General features: G+C 66.0%; 8 protein-coding genes and 3 rRNA genes. 10 read left to right on the forward strand and 1 reads right to left on the reverse strand.

Features of this window, described 5'->3' with window-relative positions:
* Positions 1-251 precede the first annotated feature (251 nt).
* The 4 genes from MUB56_RS15315 (at position 252) to MUB56_RS15330 (ending at position 6,107) form a co-directional block, all read left to right on the forward strand.
* Positions 252-1,775, forward strand: a 16S ribosomal RNA gene (locus MUB56_RS15315).
* 413 nt (positions 1,776-2,188) lie between these two features.
* Positions 2,189-5,308 (forward strand): 23S ribosomal RNA (locus MUB56_RS15320).
* Positions 5,309-5,450: 142 nt separating this feature from the next.
* Positions 5,451-5,567: ribosomal RNA gene (rrf, locus tag MUB56_RS15325) — 5S ribosomal RNA — on the forward strand.
* The 16S, 23S and 5S rRNA genes sit together here, the layout of an rRNA operon.
* Before the next feature lie 186 nt (positions 5,568-5,753).
* Positions 5,754-6,107: a single-stranded DNA-binding protein gene (locus MUB56_RS15330; RefSeq protein ID WP_244927884.1), complete on the forward strand. Its 354-nt coding sequence runs from the start codon at positions 5,754-5,756 to the stop codon at positions 6,105-6,107.
* Here MUB56_RS15330 and MUB56_RS15335 read toward each other — a convergent pair.
* On the reverse strand, positions 6,082-7,206 hold the full coding sequence (locus MUB56_RS15335) for a DUF1015 family protein (RefSeq protein ID WP_244927885.1): 1,125 nt from the start codon (positions 7,204-7,206) through the stop codon (positions 6,082-6,084). The genes MUB56_RS15330 and MUB56_RS15335 overlap by 26 nt on opposite strands.
* Positions 7,207-7,253: 47 nt before the next feature.
* On the opposite strand from MUB56_RS15335, the gene MUB56_RS15340 reads away from it, so the two are divergent.
* The 6 genes from MUB56_RS15340 (at position 7,254) to steA (ending at position 13,291) form a co-directional block, all read left to right on the forward strand.
* On the forward strand, positions 7,254-8,273 hold the full coding sequence (locus MUB56_RS15340; protein WP_244927886.1) for an HAD-IIA family hydrolase: 1,020 nt from the start codon (positions 7,254-7,256) through the stop codon (positions 8,271-8,273).
* Positions 8,274-8,283: 10 nt separating this feature from the next.
* Positions 8,284-8,487, forward strand: a complete 204-nt coding sequence (locus MUB56_RS15345) for a hypothetical protein (protein ID WP_244927887.1) — start codon at positions 8,284-8,286, stop codon at positions 8,485-8,487.
* A gap of 13 nt (positions 8,488-8,500) precedes the next feature.
* On the forward strand, positions 8,501-9,340 hold the full coding sequence (locus MUB56_RS15350; protein ID WP_244927888.1) for a TlyA family RNA methyltransferase: 840 nt from the start codon (positions 8,501-8,503) through the stop codon (positions 9,338-9,340).
* Complete coding sequence (locus MUB56_RS15355) at positions 9,337-10,290, forward strand: NAD kinase (RefSeq protein WP_244927889.1); 954 nt, start codon at positions 9,337-9,339, stop codon at positions 10,288-10,290. Before MUB56_RS15350 ends, MUB56_RS15355 begins: the two co-directional genes overlap by 4 nt.
* Positions 10,283-12,037, forward strand: a complete 1,755-nt coding sequence (recN, locus tag MUB56_RS15360; RefSeq protein ID WP_244927890.1) for a DNA repair protein RecN — start codon at positions 10,283-10,285, stop codon at positions 12,035-12,037. Before MUB56_RS15355 ends, recN begins: the two co-directional genes overlap by 8 nt.
* A gap of 93 nt (positions 12,038-12,130) precedes the next feature.
* Complete coding sequence (gene steA, locus MUB56_RS15365; RefSeq protein ID WP_244927891.1) at positions 12,131-13,291, forward strand: putative cytokinetic ring protein SteA; 1,161 nt, start codon at positions 12,131-12,133, stop codon at positions 13,289-13,291.
* Positions 13,292-13,302 lie beyond the last annotated feature (11 nt).

Consider the following 13,302-nt stretch of genomic DNA (forward strand, 5'->3'; position numbering starts at 1 on the left):
GCAGGCTGCCCCGGGGCGGCTCGAAAGAGTGAATCCCGGGTGCGTCTGATTCTTGAGAACTCAACAGTGTGTCATAGTCGACGAATTAGTTTGTTATGCCCCGTCGACTGGGATCTGAGCCCTTTTGGGGGTGACGGTTTCGGTTGATGGTTTCTTTGGTAAGACAATGATTCTGGCAATTATGTCAGTTTCGTCTTGTCAGGCATCTCTTTTTCCCATCTCATGCGGCAACGTGTAGGTGGGTGTTGTTTTCAACGGAGAGTTTGATCCTGGCTCAGGACGAACGCTGGCGGCGTGCTTAACACATGCAAGTCGAGCGGTAAGGCCCCTTCGGGGGTACACGAGCGGCGAACGGGTGAGTAACACGTGAGTAATCTGCCCCTCACTTTGGGATAAGCCTCGGAAACGGGGTCTAATACCGAATACGACCACTTCGGGCATCCGATGGTGGTGGAAAGTTTTTCGGTGGGGGATGTGCTCGCGGCCTATCAGCTTGTTGGTGGGGTAATGGCCTACCAAGGCTTCGACGGGTAGCCGGCCTGAGAGGGTGACCGGCCACACTGGGACTGAGACACGGCCCAGACTCCTACGGGAGGCAGCAGTGGGGAATATTGGACAATGGGCGGAAGCCTGATCCAGCAACGCCGCGTGAGGGATGACGGCCTTCGGGTTGTAAACCTCTTTCAGCGGGGACGAAGCGAAAGTGACGGTACCCGCAGAAGAAGCACCGGCCAACTACGTGCCAGCAGCCGCGGTAATACGTAGGGTGCGAGCGTTGTCCGGAATTATTGGGCGTAAAGGGCTCGTAGGCGGTTTGTCACGTCGGGAGTGAAAACACCGGGCTTAACTCGGTGCTTGCTTTCGATACGGGCAGACTAGAGGTATTCAGGGGAGAACGGAATTCCTGGTGTAGCGGTGAAATGCGCAGATATCAGGAGGAACACCGGTGGCGAAGGCGGTTCTCTGGGAATATCCTGACGCTGAGGAGCGAAAGTGTGGGGAGCGAACAGGATTAGATACCCTGGTAGTCCACACCGTAAACGTTGGGCGCTAGGTGTGGGGTCCATTCCACGGATTCCGTGCCGCAGCTAACGCATTAAGCGCCCCGCCTGGGGAGTACGGCCGCAAGGCTAAAACTCAAAGGAATTGACGGGGGCCCGCACAAGCGGCGGAGCATGCGGATTAATTCGATGCAACGCGAAGAACCTTACCTGGGTTTGACATACACCGGAAAGCGCTAGAGATAGTGCCCCTTTTAGTCGGTGTACAGGTGGTGCATGGCTGTCGTCAGCTCGTGTCGTGAGATGTTGGGTTAAGTCCCGCAACGAGCGCAACCCTCGTCCTATGTTGCCAGCAAGCCTTCGGGTGTTGGGGACTCATAGGAGACTGCCGGGGTCAACTCGGAGGAAGGTGGGGATGACGTCAAGTCATCATGCCCCTTATGTCCAGGGCTTCACGCATGCTACAATGGCCGGTACAAAGGGCTGCGATCCCGTGAGGGGGAGCGAATCCCAAAAAGCCGGTCTCAGTTCGGATTGGGGTCTGCAACTCGACCCCATGAAGTCGGAGTCGCTAGTAATCGCAGATCAGCAACGCTGCGGTGAATACGTTCCCGGGCCTTGTACACACCGCCCGTCACGTCACGAAAGTCGGCAACACCCGAAGCCGGTGGCCTAACCCCTTGTGGGAGGGAGCCGTCGAAGGTGGGGCTGGCGATTGGGACGAAGTCGTAACAAGGTAGCCGTACCGGAAGGTGCGGCTGGATCACCTCCTTTCTAAGGAGTCAGTGGCCATGAGTCTGTCCCCAATCACGGGTACAGCGATGGTGCTACTCACTAGTGGAATCGTCGATGAAAGACCGTGCCGGTAGCTTCGGTGCTCCTCAGTACAACCCCCTTTACGAGTGATCGTGGGGGGGGTGTGGAACCTGGAGTCCGAGACACCAGCACGGCCCTGACACACTGTTGAGCTTTGAGGAATCAGGCAACTGAACCTCTTGGCTTCCTTTCTCTGGTCACGCCCGGTTGGGTGTGGGTGGGGGTTGGTGAGCGTGTGTGTTTGTTAATTGGATAGTGGACGCGAGCATCTTGCGGCGGTGTTGATTGCATCGTCGCAGATATGACGACTCTGCCTTGTGTGTTGAGGTGGGGTTGTTTCTGATCTTTGTAGTTCTTGTTGAGTGTTTGTGAGACAAGCTATGAAGGGCACATGGTGGATGCCTTGGCATCAAGAGCCGATGAAGGACGTAGGAGCCTGCGATAAGCCCTGGGGAGTTGGCAACCGAGCTGTGATCCGGGGGTGTCCGAATGGGGGAACCCAGCTGGAGTCATGTCCAGTTACCCGCGCCTGAATATATAGGGTGTGTGGAGGGAACGTGGGGAAGTGAAACATCTCAGTACCCACAGGAAGAGAAAACAAAAGTGATTCCGAGAGTAGTGGCGAGCGAAATCGGATGAGGCTAAACCATGCACGTGTGATACCCGGCAGGGGTTGCGTGTGTGGGGTTGTGGGACCGCTCTGATTCGTCTGCCGACGTTTCGGACAGTAAGAAAACTATCGTGAAGTGGAAGTCGGTTGGAAAGCCGCGCCGTAGAGGGTGATAGCCCCGTATGTGTAAGCGATGGTCTGTCGAGCGGGATCCCAAGTAACACGGAACTCCTGAAATTCCGTGTGAATCTGGCAGGACCACCTGTTAAGCCTAAATACTCCTTGATGACCGATAGCGGACAAGTACCGTGAGGGAAAGGTGAAAAGTACCCCTGGCGGGGAGTGAAATAGTACCTGAAACCATGTGCCTACAATCCGTCGGAGCGATCCCTTGTGGGTTGTGACGGCGTGCCTTTTGAAGAATGAGCCTGCGAGTTAGCGTTGTGTTGCGAGGTTAACCCGTGTGGGGTAGCCGTAGCGAAAGCGAGTCTGAATAGGGCGACGCAGTAGCACGATCTAGACCCGAAGCGAAGTGATCTATCCATGGGCAGGTTGAAGCGCGGGTAAGACCGCGTGGAGGACCGAACCCACTTAGGTTGAAAACTGAGGGGATGACCTGTGGATAGGGGTGAAAGGCCAATCAAACTTCGTGATAGCTGGTTCTCCCCGAAATGCATTTAGGTGCAGCGTCGCGTGTTTCTTGCCGGAGGTAGAGCACTGGATAGCTAATGGGCCCTACAAGGTTACTGACGTTAGCCAAACTCCGAATGCCGGTAAGTGAGAGCGCGGCAGTGAGACTGCGGGGGATAAGCTCCGTAGTCGAGAGGGAAACAGCCCAGACCATCAGCTAAGGCCCCTAAGCGGTGACTAAGTGGAAAAGGATGTGGAGTCGCAGTGACAACCAGGAGGTTGGCTTGGAAGCAGCCACCCTTGAAAGAGTGCGTAATAGCTCACTGGTCAAGTGATTCCGCGCCGACAATGTAGCGGGGCTCAAGTCATCCGCCGAAGCTATGGCATTCACATATTAACTCTAGCCTTCGTGGTTCAGGGGTGTGGATGGGTAGGGGAGCGTCGTGTCGCGAGTGAAGCTGCGGAGTGATCCAGTGGTGGACGCGACACGAGTGAGAATGCAGGCATGAGTAGCGAATCAAGTGTGAGAAACACTTGCGCCGAATGATCAAGGGTTCCAGGGTCAAGCTAATCTGCCCTGGGTAAGTCGGGACCTAAGGCGAGGCCGACAGGCGTAGTCGATGGACAACGGGTTGATATTCCCGTACCGGCAAAGTAGCGCCCATGACGAACCTGGTGATGCTAACCGCCCGAAGCCATGAGTATCGATCCCTTCGGGGTGAGAGCTTGTGGGGGAGCGCGGGACCCGAGCTGGTAGTAGTCAAGCGATGGGGTGACGCAGGAAGGTAGCCCAGCCACAGCGATGGTTGTCTGTGGGTAAGTGCGTAGGGTGTCATCTAGGTAAATCCGGATGGCTGACTTTGATGTCGTACCTGAGACACGATACGGAGCCGTTTGGCGAAGTGGGTGATCCTATGCTGTCGAGAAAAACCTCTAGCGAGCTATGCGCCGCCCGTACCCCAAACCGACTCAGGTGATCAGGTAGAGAATACTAAGGCGATCGAGCGAACCATGGTTAAGGAACTCGGCAAAATGCCCCCGTAACTTCGGGAGAAGGGGGGCCGGATCCGTGAACCGCCTTGCGCGGGGACGCGGTGATGGCCGCAGAGACCAGGCCCAAGCGACTGTTTACTAAAAACACAGGTCCGTGCGAAGTTGTAAGACGATGTATACGGACTGACTCCTGCCCGGTGCTGGAAGGTTAAGAGGACCTGTTAGGTAGCAATACCGAAGCGGAGAATTTAAGCCCCAGTAAACGGCGGTGGTAACTATAACCATCCTAAGGTAGCGAAATTCCTTGTCGGGTAAGTTCCGACCTGCACGAATGGAGTAACGACTTGGGCGCTGTCTCAACCATGGACTCGGCGAAATTGCACTACGAGTAAAGATGCTCGTTACGCGCGGCAGGACGGAAAGACCCCGGGACCTTTACTATAGTTTGGTATTGGTGTTTGGTTCGGCTTGTGTAGGATAGGTGGGAGACTTTGAAGCATCGACGCCAGTTGGTGTGGAGTCAACGTTGAAATACCACTCTGGTCGTACTAGATGTCTAACCTAGGTCCGTAATCCGGATCAGGGACAGTGCCTGATGGGTAGTTTAACTGGGGCGGTTGCCTCCTAAAATGTAACGGAGGCGCTCAAAGGTTCCCTCAGCCTGGTTGGCAATCAGGTGTTGAGTGTAAGTGCACAAGGGAGCTTGACTGTGAGACAGACATGTCGAGCAGGGACGAAAGTCGGAACTAGTGATCCGGCGTCGGCATGTGGAAGCGACGTCGCTCAACGGATAAAAGGTACCCCGGGGATAACAGGCTGATCTTCCCCAAGAGTCCATATCGACGGGATGGTTTGGCACCTCGATGTCGGCTCGTCGCATCCTGGGGCTGGAGTAGGTCCCAAGGGTTGGGCTGTTCGCCCATTAAAGCGGCACGCGAGCTGGGTTTAGAACGTCGTGAGACAGTTCGGTCCCTATCCGCCGCGCGCGCAGGAAACTTGAGAAAGGCTGTCCCTAGTACGAGAGGACCGGGATGGACGAACCTCTGGTGTGCCAGTTGTCCCGCCAGGGGCACGGCTGGTTAGCTACGTTCGGAAGTGATAACCGCTGAATGCATCTAAGCGGGAAGCATGTTTCAAGATGAGGTTTCCCACCCGCTAGACGGGGTAAGGCCCCCAGCAGAACACTGGGTTGATAGGCCGGAGGTGTACAGCAGTAATGCCTAGCCGACCGGTACTAATAGGCCGAGGGCTTGTCTTACAATCACTTTGCTAGACCTACAACGATCCGCGCATGTTCGCGTCCACGAATCCAGTTACCACCAACATCCGTGTTGGTGGACGACTACAACGAGCTTGGCTCCATCTCCCACCACGTGTGGTCGAGATGGTGTCGCTAGAGTTACGGCGGCCATAGCGAAAGGGAAACACCCGGTCCCATCCCGAACCCGGAAGTTAAGCCTTTCAGCGCCGATGGTACTGCAACCGAGAGGCTGTGGGAGAGTAGGACGCCGCCGGACAACCTTTAACAATCAGGGCCATTCCTTCTGGAATGGCCCTGATTGCATTTCCCCTGGTTCGTCGCGCCGGTTGCGGCCAGGTGTCGTCCACATCGGTTGCCCCGACCCCGGTTTCCACAGGCATCGCCCGGGTGGACGAGGGCTGTCGGTCGTGCGCGGGAGCGTTGCCGTCGGAGGTGATGTGCGATGGTCGCGCAGACGACGCCGGAAGAGCCGATCAACCAGGTCAGGTTGGTGGGCCGGATCTCCCGTGATCCTGAGCAACGTGAGCTGCCGAGCGGTGACACCCTCTGGACCTTCCGCCTGGTGGTGGGCCGGACGGGGGAGCGTGCCGCGTCGCGTCAGACCGTGGACGTGCTCGACTGCGCGGTGTGGGGCGGTCGGGTGCAACGCTCGGTCGCGGGCTGGAGCTCGGGTGACGTCGTCGAGCTGGGTGGCTCCGTGCGGCGCCGCTTCTTCCGCGGTGCGGCCGGATCGGCGTCGCGGGTCGAGGTGGAGGTGACCAGTGGCCGGCTCATCCGTCGCGCAGCGAGCGGATGAGCACCCCGAGGCTCGGTTTCGGCTGGAACGAGGTGGCCTTCTCGGGAAGCAGCCGTCCGTTGGCGACGATCCGCAGGACCTGGTCGACGTCGGGCGCGGGAAGGAGGATCGCCAGGTCGGTGTCGGGACTGGCGAGGCCGAGAGTCTCCTCCGCCGCGTGGTGGTGGCTGATGCTGCGGGGACCACGAGGCAGGGCCGGGACGATGATGTCGTGGAGCGACTCGACCGCGGTCCGGTCGGTGGCGACGTCGAGGGTGAGGGTGGCCCAACTGGCGCCGTCCGTGGCCACCATGGTGTTCCGACGCAGCGCGGCGACCGCCTGTTCGGGTGGTGCGGGTGCGAAGCGTGCGCCGACGAGCGCGGCCGCGCGTTCCAGGTCCTCCAGGCGCACGCCCGTGAGGACCCGGTGGATCGCGCCGAGGAAGAGAGGAGTGTCGTCGTGGTCGACGATCATCGCCAGCCCGTGGTCGGCTGCGCCCCCGGGACGTCGTTGCTGGAGTCGGAGATAGGCGGCATAGCGGTGATGACCGTCGGCGATCAGGGTCCGGGTGCCGGCGACCGCCTCCTGGATCGCCGCCGTCTCCGCCGGGTCACGGAGCGCCCAGACCCGGTGTCGTTGGTCGGCGCGGTCGGTGAAGGCATGGTCGGGCGGGCCGCTGCGCAGCCGGTCGAGCACTGCCCTGGCTGCCGGTGCAGCCCGGTGGACGAGCAGGATCGGCGCCGGGTTCAGGGCCATCTCGGCCATCCGGTCCGCGAGGTCGTCGGCCTGGGCCGGGTGGATGCCCTCGTGCGGAAGCACCACGGCGTCCTCGATCCGCGTCGCTCGGTGCGAGATGTCCAGCAACCCGACGAGGCCGCGGACGGTCAGACCACCGGCCGTGTACTCGTGCAGGTAGAGCGCCGGCTGGCTGTCGTGGTGCATCTGGCCCCGGGCCTGCCAGCGCGAGAGCCGGGATGCCACCGAGGCATAGGGGCGTGCGAAAGCACGTGCCGAGGCCGGGTCGCCGATCCGGGACGGAGCGAGCATCAGGGCGCGGAACGGCGTCATCCGCAGCGGTCCCGCCACGTAGGGAGGCGTGACCACGGCGCTCGAGTCCATCGTCGCATCGTAGGCTGCGGCCTCAACACCATCGCCAAGGAGGCTGCATGCTCGGGTCGTCGGACGTCCCACTCGCGGAGCACTACGACCTGGCGATGCTGGACCTCGACGGAGTGGTCTACGTCAGCGGCGACGCGGTGCCGGGCGCCCCCGAGCACCTCGAGGTGGCACGGGGCGCCGGGATGCGGCTGGCCTTCATCACCAACAACGCCGCCCGAGCTCCGGAGCTGGTGGCCGCGCACCTGGTCGAGCTGGGGGTCGAGGCGGCCACGCACGACGTGGTGACCTCGGCCCAGGCGGCGGCGCGCGTCCTCGTCGAACGCCATGGCGTCGGCGCCCGGGTGGTGCTGCTCGGATCTGCTGGACTTCGTGCCGCGCTCTCCGCCGAGGGCCTGGTGCCCGTCGGTGTCGACGACGAGGCGGTGGCGGTGGCGACCGGGTACGGCCCAGACGTCCTGTGGCGCGACATCATGCGGGTCGCGGTCCGGATCCGAGACGGCTTGGCGTGGGTCGCGAGCAATCGCGACTACACGATCCCGACGGCGTACGGCGTCGCGCCCGGCCACGGCGTCCTGGTGGAGACCCTGGAGCGCTTCAGTGGCGTCACCCCCACGACCGCAGGCAAGCCGGAGCGTCCGCTGCTCGACGAGACGATCCGTCGGGTCGGTGGCCGGCGGCCGCTGATGGTGGGCGACCGCCTCGACACCGACATCGAAGGCGCCCGGCGCGTCGGCGTCGACTCGCTGCTGGTGCTGACCGGAGTGACCGGTCTCGCCGAGCTGGTGGCGGCCCGGCCCGAGGAGCGGCCGACGTACGTCGCTCCGGACCTCGGCGGCCTGGCCGAGGCCTGCGGCGCCCCCGAGATCGTCGACGGTGAGGTGCGGCTCGCCGGTTGGGCAGCTCGGATCGACGGCGGTCGGCCGACCGTCGTCGGGCAGGGGAGTACGGCGGACTGGTGGCGGGTGGTCGCGGTGGCGAGCTGGGCACACCTCGACGACGTCGGAGCGCCGGTCGACACCGCCGACCTGGTGCCGCCCGAGACCTCGGACCCGGCTCCTGCCGGGTAGCCTCGGCCCCATGAGCGAGGACGCCGACTTCGGACCCGAGACCTCCGAGCCGGTGCGCACCGGCGTCGCGCGGGTCGACGCCGTGATCGAGGCGGTCGAGCAGCTCGAGGAGCGTCCGATCGAGGAGCACGTCGGGGTGTTCGAGACCGCGCACGAGGAGCTGCGGCGGGCGCTCGAGGCCCAGCCGGACGCCGACTCCGCCGAATCCGCCTGAGGGCGGGACTGCCATGCCACCACGTCGCCTCCGACTCGACGCCGAGCTGGTCCGCCGAGGACTGGCCCGGTCGCGCGAGCACGCCAGCGAGCTGATCGCGGCCAAGCGGGTCAAGGTGCAGGGCGCGATGGCCACCAAGCCCGCCACCGGGGTCACGACGGACGTCGCGATCGTGGTCGCCGAGGACCCCGACCGCCCCGACTACGTCTCGAGAGGCGGCCACAAGCTGGCCGGCGCGCTGGCCGCGTTCGTCCCGCTCGGCCTGGTGGTGGAGGGTCGGCGCAGCCTGGACGCCGGAGCCTCGACCGGGGGCTTCACCGACGTGCTGCTGCGGCACGGCGCGACGCAGGTGGTGGCGGTCGACGTCGGGTACGGCCAGCTCGCCTGGCGGCTCCAGCAGGACGAGCGGGTCGACGTGCACGACCGGGTGAACGTCCGGGAGCTGACCCCCGACCGGGTCGGAGGCCCCGTCGACCTCGTCGTCGGCGACCTCTCCTTCATCTCGCTGCAGCTCGTCCTCGAGGCGCTGGTGGGCGTCACGGCCGACGACGGCGACCTCGTGCTGATGGTCAAGCCCCAGTTCGAGGTGGGCAAGGAGCGCGTCGGCAAGGGCGGCGTCGTCCGCGACTCCGGGCTGCGCGCGGAGGCGGTCATCACGGTGGCCGACGCCGCCGGACGTCGCGGCTGGGGCGCGCGAGCCGTCACGGTGAGCCCCCTTCCGGGACCATCGGGCAACGTGGAGTTCTTCCTGTGGCTGCGTCGCGGTCCGGCGACGGTGACCGCGGACGACATCCACAGCACGGTGCGGGCTGCGGCGTCCCTGGGGGTGGCGGGTGAGAAGGTGGACCCATGACCGGCCAAAGACGCGTGCTGATGCTGACCCACACGGGTCGCGACGAGGCTCGCGACGTCGCCCTGGCCTTCTGCAAGGCACTCACCGGCCACGGGATCGTGGTCCGGCTGATCGAGTCGGAGGCGCGTGACCTGGGCCTGGACCCGTCGGCGTACGACCCGACGATCGAGCTCACCGCGGCCGAGGCCGGTGCCAGCGAGGGGTGCGAGCTGGCGCTGGTGATCGGCGGCGACGGCACCATCCTGCGAGCGGCGGAGATCACCCACGCCGCCGGGACCCCGGTGCTGGGCGTCAACCTCGGGCACGTGGGCTTCCTGGCGGAGGCGGAGTACGACCACGTCGAGTCCACGATCGACGCGATCGTGCAGCGTCGTTACACCGCCGAGGACCGGATGACCCTCGACGTCCAGGTGTTCCGCGACGGCGAGCGGGTCTTCCAGACCTTCGCCGTCAACGAGGCCAGCGTCGAGAAGGCCGCCCGCGAGCGGATGCTCGAAGTGGTCGTCGAGGTCGACGGCCGCCCGTTGTCGCGCTGGGGCTGCGACGGCGTGGTCTGTGCTACGCCGACCGGCTCGACGGCGTACAACTTCAGTGCCGGGGGCCCGATCGTCTGGCCCGAGGTGGAGGCGCTGCTGATGGTGCCGATCAGCGCCCACGCGCTCTTCGCGCGCCCGATGGTCGTGGCGCCCACCTCGGTGCTCGCCGTCGAGCTCCTCCCGCGCACCGACGGCGCCGGGGTGCTGTGGTGCGACGGCCGGCGCGCCGTCGACCTGCCCCCGGGTGCCCGGATCGAGGTCCGACGGGGCGAGATCCCGGTCCGCCTGGTGCGCCTGCACGAGGCTCCGTTCACCGATCGGCTGGTGGCCAAGTTCGGCCTGCCGGTCCAGGGGTGGCGCGGCTCGGCCGAGCGCCGGCGTCGCCCGGACCCGCGCGAGGCCCCCGATGCTTGAGGAGATCCGGATCGGATCGCTCGGCGTCATCGAGGCCTCGACGCTGGAGCTCGGACCGGGTCTGACGGTCATCACCGGTGAGACCGGTGCCGGCAAGACCATGATCGTGACCGCCCTGGGCCTGCTCCTCGGTGGACGCGCCGATTCGGGTGCCGTGCGGTCCGGGGCCAGGACCGCACGGGTCGAGGGTGTCGTGCACGCGGCGTCGCTACCGACGTTCGCGGCCGCCGTCGAGGACGCCGGCGGCGAGATCGAGGACGACCGGGTCGTGCTGGCCCGCAACGTGTCCGCCGAGGGCCGTTCGCGCGCCTTCGTCGGTGGTGCGACGGTGCCGGTCTCGACGCTCTCCAGCATCGCCGAGCCGCTGGTGGCCGTGCACGGGCAGTCCGACCAGCACCGGCTGCTCCAGGCCCGGGCCCAGCGCGAGGCGCTGGACCGCTTCGGCGGCGGGGCGCTGGCGGCCCTGACCACCACCTACGCCGACCTGCACGCGCGTCTCGACGCCACCGAGCGCGAGCTCGAGGACGTGGTCGCGTCCGCGCGCGACCGGGCCCGGGAGGCCGACCTGCTGCGGTTCGGTCTCGGGGAGATCGAGGCCGTCGACCCCGAGCCGGGGGAGGACGCCACCCTGGCCACCGAGGAGGCCCGCCTGGGCTTCGCCGACACCCTGCGCAACGCCGCCGAGCAGGCTCGCGAGGCGCTCTCCAGCGAGCAGGGGTCCCCGGACGCGCTCGCGACCACGTCGGCCGCCCGCGGGCTGCTCGACGGCGTGCGCGAGCATGACCCCGAGGCGGGGGAACTGGCGGACCGGCTGGCCGAGGTCACCTATCTGCTCTCCGACGTCGCCGCCGACGTCGCGTCGTACGCCTCCCGGGTCGACACCGATCCCGCCCGGCTTGCCACCGTCTCGGAGCGCCGGGCCGCGCTGACCGCGCTGACCCGGAAGTACGGCGACACCATCGACGAGGTGCTCGCGTGGGCGAAGCAGTCGTCCCTGCGGCTGCTCGAGCTCGACGGGACCGACGATCGGATCCTCGAGCTCCAGGCCCAGCAGCAGGCGCTGCGCGACGAGCTGGCCGAGGCCGCCGCGGCCCTGTCGACGGCGCGCACCGAGGCCGCGGGCCGGCTCGCCGACGCGGTGACGACCGAGCTCGCCCTGCTGGCCATGCCGCACGCCCGACTGACGATCGACGTCCGCCAGCACGAGGTGCCCGCCCCCGACGGCGTCACCCGCGGAGCGCCACTGCGGATCGGCAAGCGCTGGCTGCGTTTCGTGGCGTCCGGCATCGACGAGGTGGAGCTGCTGCTGGCCGCCAACACCGGCTCCGAGCCGCGTCCGCTGCACAAGGGCGCGTCCGGGGGCGAGCTCTCGCGGGTCATGCTCGCGCTGGAGGTGGCCCTGGCCGGGACCAGCCCGGTGCCGACGTTCGTGTTCGACGAGGTCGACGCGGGGGTCGGCGGCGCGGCCGCGGTGGAGATCGGGCGCCGGCTGGCCCAGCTGGCCCGGACCGCGCAGGTGCTCGTGGTCACCCACCTGCCCCAGGTCGCGGCGTACGCCGACCGCCACGTGGTCGTCGAGAAGTCCAGCGACGGCTCGGTCACCAGCTCTGGCCTCACCGTGCTCGACGACGCCCAGCGGGTCAGCGAGCTGTCCCGGATGATGGCGGGCCTGGCCGACTCCGACACCGCTCTGGCGCACGCCCGCGAGCTGCTCGAGGTCGCAGGCCCGGCACGCGCCCTCGGCTGACCGGGTCCGCCGGCGTGACCTGGCCCACGCCGACGCGCCCGGCTGGGCGGGGTGCTCCGAGGGGCCCGGCCGGTTTGTGACACTGGTCGGGCCATGAGACTCACCTCCCGTCAACGCCACCCGACCGACCTGCCCGGGGTGGTCGGGACGGTCCGCGTCGGCCGCCGAGCCGACACCCTCGCCACCCGGCTGCGCCCCGGTGACATCGCCGTCGTCGACCACACCGACCTCGACCGGGTCAGCGCCCGGGCCCTGATCGATGCCGGGGCGACGATGGTCGTCAACGCGCAGCCGATGATCTCCGGCCGGTTCCCCAACCTCGGTCCGGAGGTGCTCGCACGAGCCGAGGTCACGATGATCGACGGGATCGGCGCCGACGCGTTCGCGGCCATCTCCGACGGCCGAGAGGTCCGCGTGCACGAGGGACGCGTCCTCGTCGAGGAGGTCGAGCTCGCGTCCGGTCGCGAGGTCGACCTCGCCACGATCGAGGCCGAGCTGGAGGCCGCGCGGACCGGGCTCGTCACCCAGCTGGAGTCGTTGACCCGGACCAGCACCGAGTTCCTCCGCCGCGAGCAGGACCTGCTGCTGCACGGCAAGGGACTGCCGCAGACGGTCACCCGGTTCGCCGACCGCTCGGCGGTCGTGGTCGTCGGCGGTCCGGAGCACGAGGCCGAGCTGAAGGCGATCCGGCCGTACCTCAAGGAGCAGGAGCCGGTCCTGGTGGCCGTCGGCCGGGTCGCCGACGAGCTGCGCGCACGCGGCTACCGGCCCGACGTCGTGGTCCTGGATGCCGACGACGAGACCGACCGCCCGAGCGCGGCCGCTCTCAAGGCCGCCCGTGACGTCGTCGTCCGGTGCAGCCCAGGCCGTCCGTCGGGGGCGGAGGGGCTGGAGCGGATGGGTGTTCGCCCGCTGGTCTTCGAGACCACGGCGACCGCCGAGGACGCCGCGCTGCTGGTCGCCGACGCCGGCGACGCCAAGGTGGTGATCGGCGTCGGCCTGCACGCCAGTCTCGAGGAGTTCCTCGACCGCCAGCGCGGCGGCCTCGCGAGCACCTACCTCACCCGGCTGCGTCTCGGATCGCGGCTCGTCGACGCGGCCGCCGTACCCCGGCTGTACTCCGGGCGAGTGCGCCCGCACCACCTGCTCCTCGTGATGCTGGCCGGGTTCGTCGCCCTGGCCGCGTCCGTGTCCGTCACCCCCGTCGGTCAGGACTGGTTCGACCAGCTGGCCGACCTCTTGCCACTCCTTTAGGACTCAGCTCT

Origin of the sequence: Nocardioides sp. W7 (assembly GCF_022919075.1) — a bacterium.
Classification (GTDB): domain Bacteria; phylum Actinomycetota; class Actinomycetes; order Propionibacteriales; family Nocardioidaceae; genus Nocardioides.

Bases quoted from the DNA above. Each gene is read 5' to 3' on its own strand.
- MUB56_RS15330 (WP_244927884.1), top strand. From the start codon at position 5,754: ATGGTCGCGCAGACGACGCCGGAAGAGCCGATCAACCAGGTCAGGTTG.
- MUB56_RS15335 (WP_244927885.1), bottom strand. From the start codon at position 7,206: ATGGACTCGAGCGCCGTGGTCACGCCTCCCTACGTGGCGGGACCGCTG.
- MUB56_RS15340 (WP_244927886.1), top strand. From the start codon at position 7,254: ATGCTCGGGTCGTCGGACGTCCCACTCGCGGAGCACTACGACCTGGCG.
- MUB56_RS15345 (WP_244927887.1), top strand. From the start codon at position 8,284: ATGAGCGAGGACGCCGACTTCGGACCCGAGACCTCCGAGCCGGTGCGC.
- MUB56_RS15350 (WP_244927888.1), top strand. From the start codon at position 8,501: ATGCCACCACGTCGCCTCCGACTCGACGCCGAGCTGGTCCGCCGAGGA.
- MUB56_RS15355 (WP_244927889.1), top strand. From the start codon at position 9,337: ATGACCGGCCAAAGACGCGTGCTGATGCTGACCCACACGGGTCGCGAC.
- recN (WP_244927890.1), top strand. From the start codon at position 10,283: ATGCTTGAGGAGATCCGGATCGGATCGCTCGGCGTCATCGAGGCCTCG.
- steA (WP_244927891.1), top strand. From the start codon at position 12,131: ATGAGACTCACCTCCCGTCAACGCCACCCGACCGACCTGCCCGGGGTG.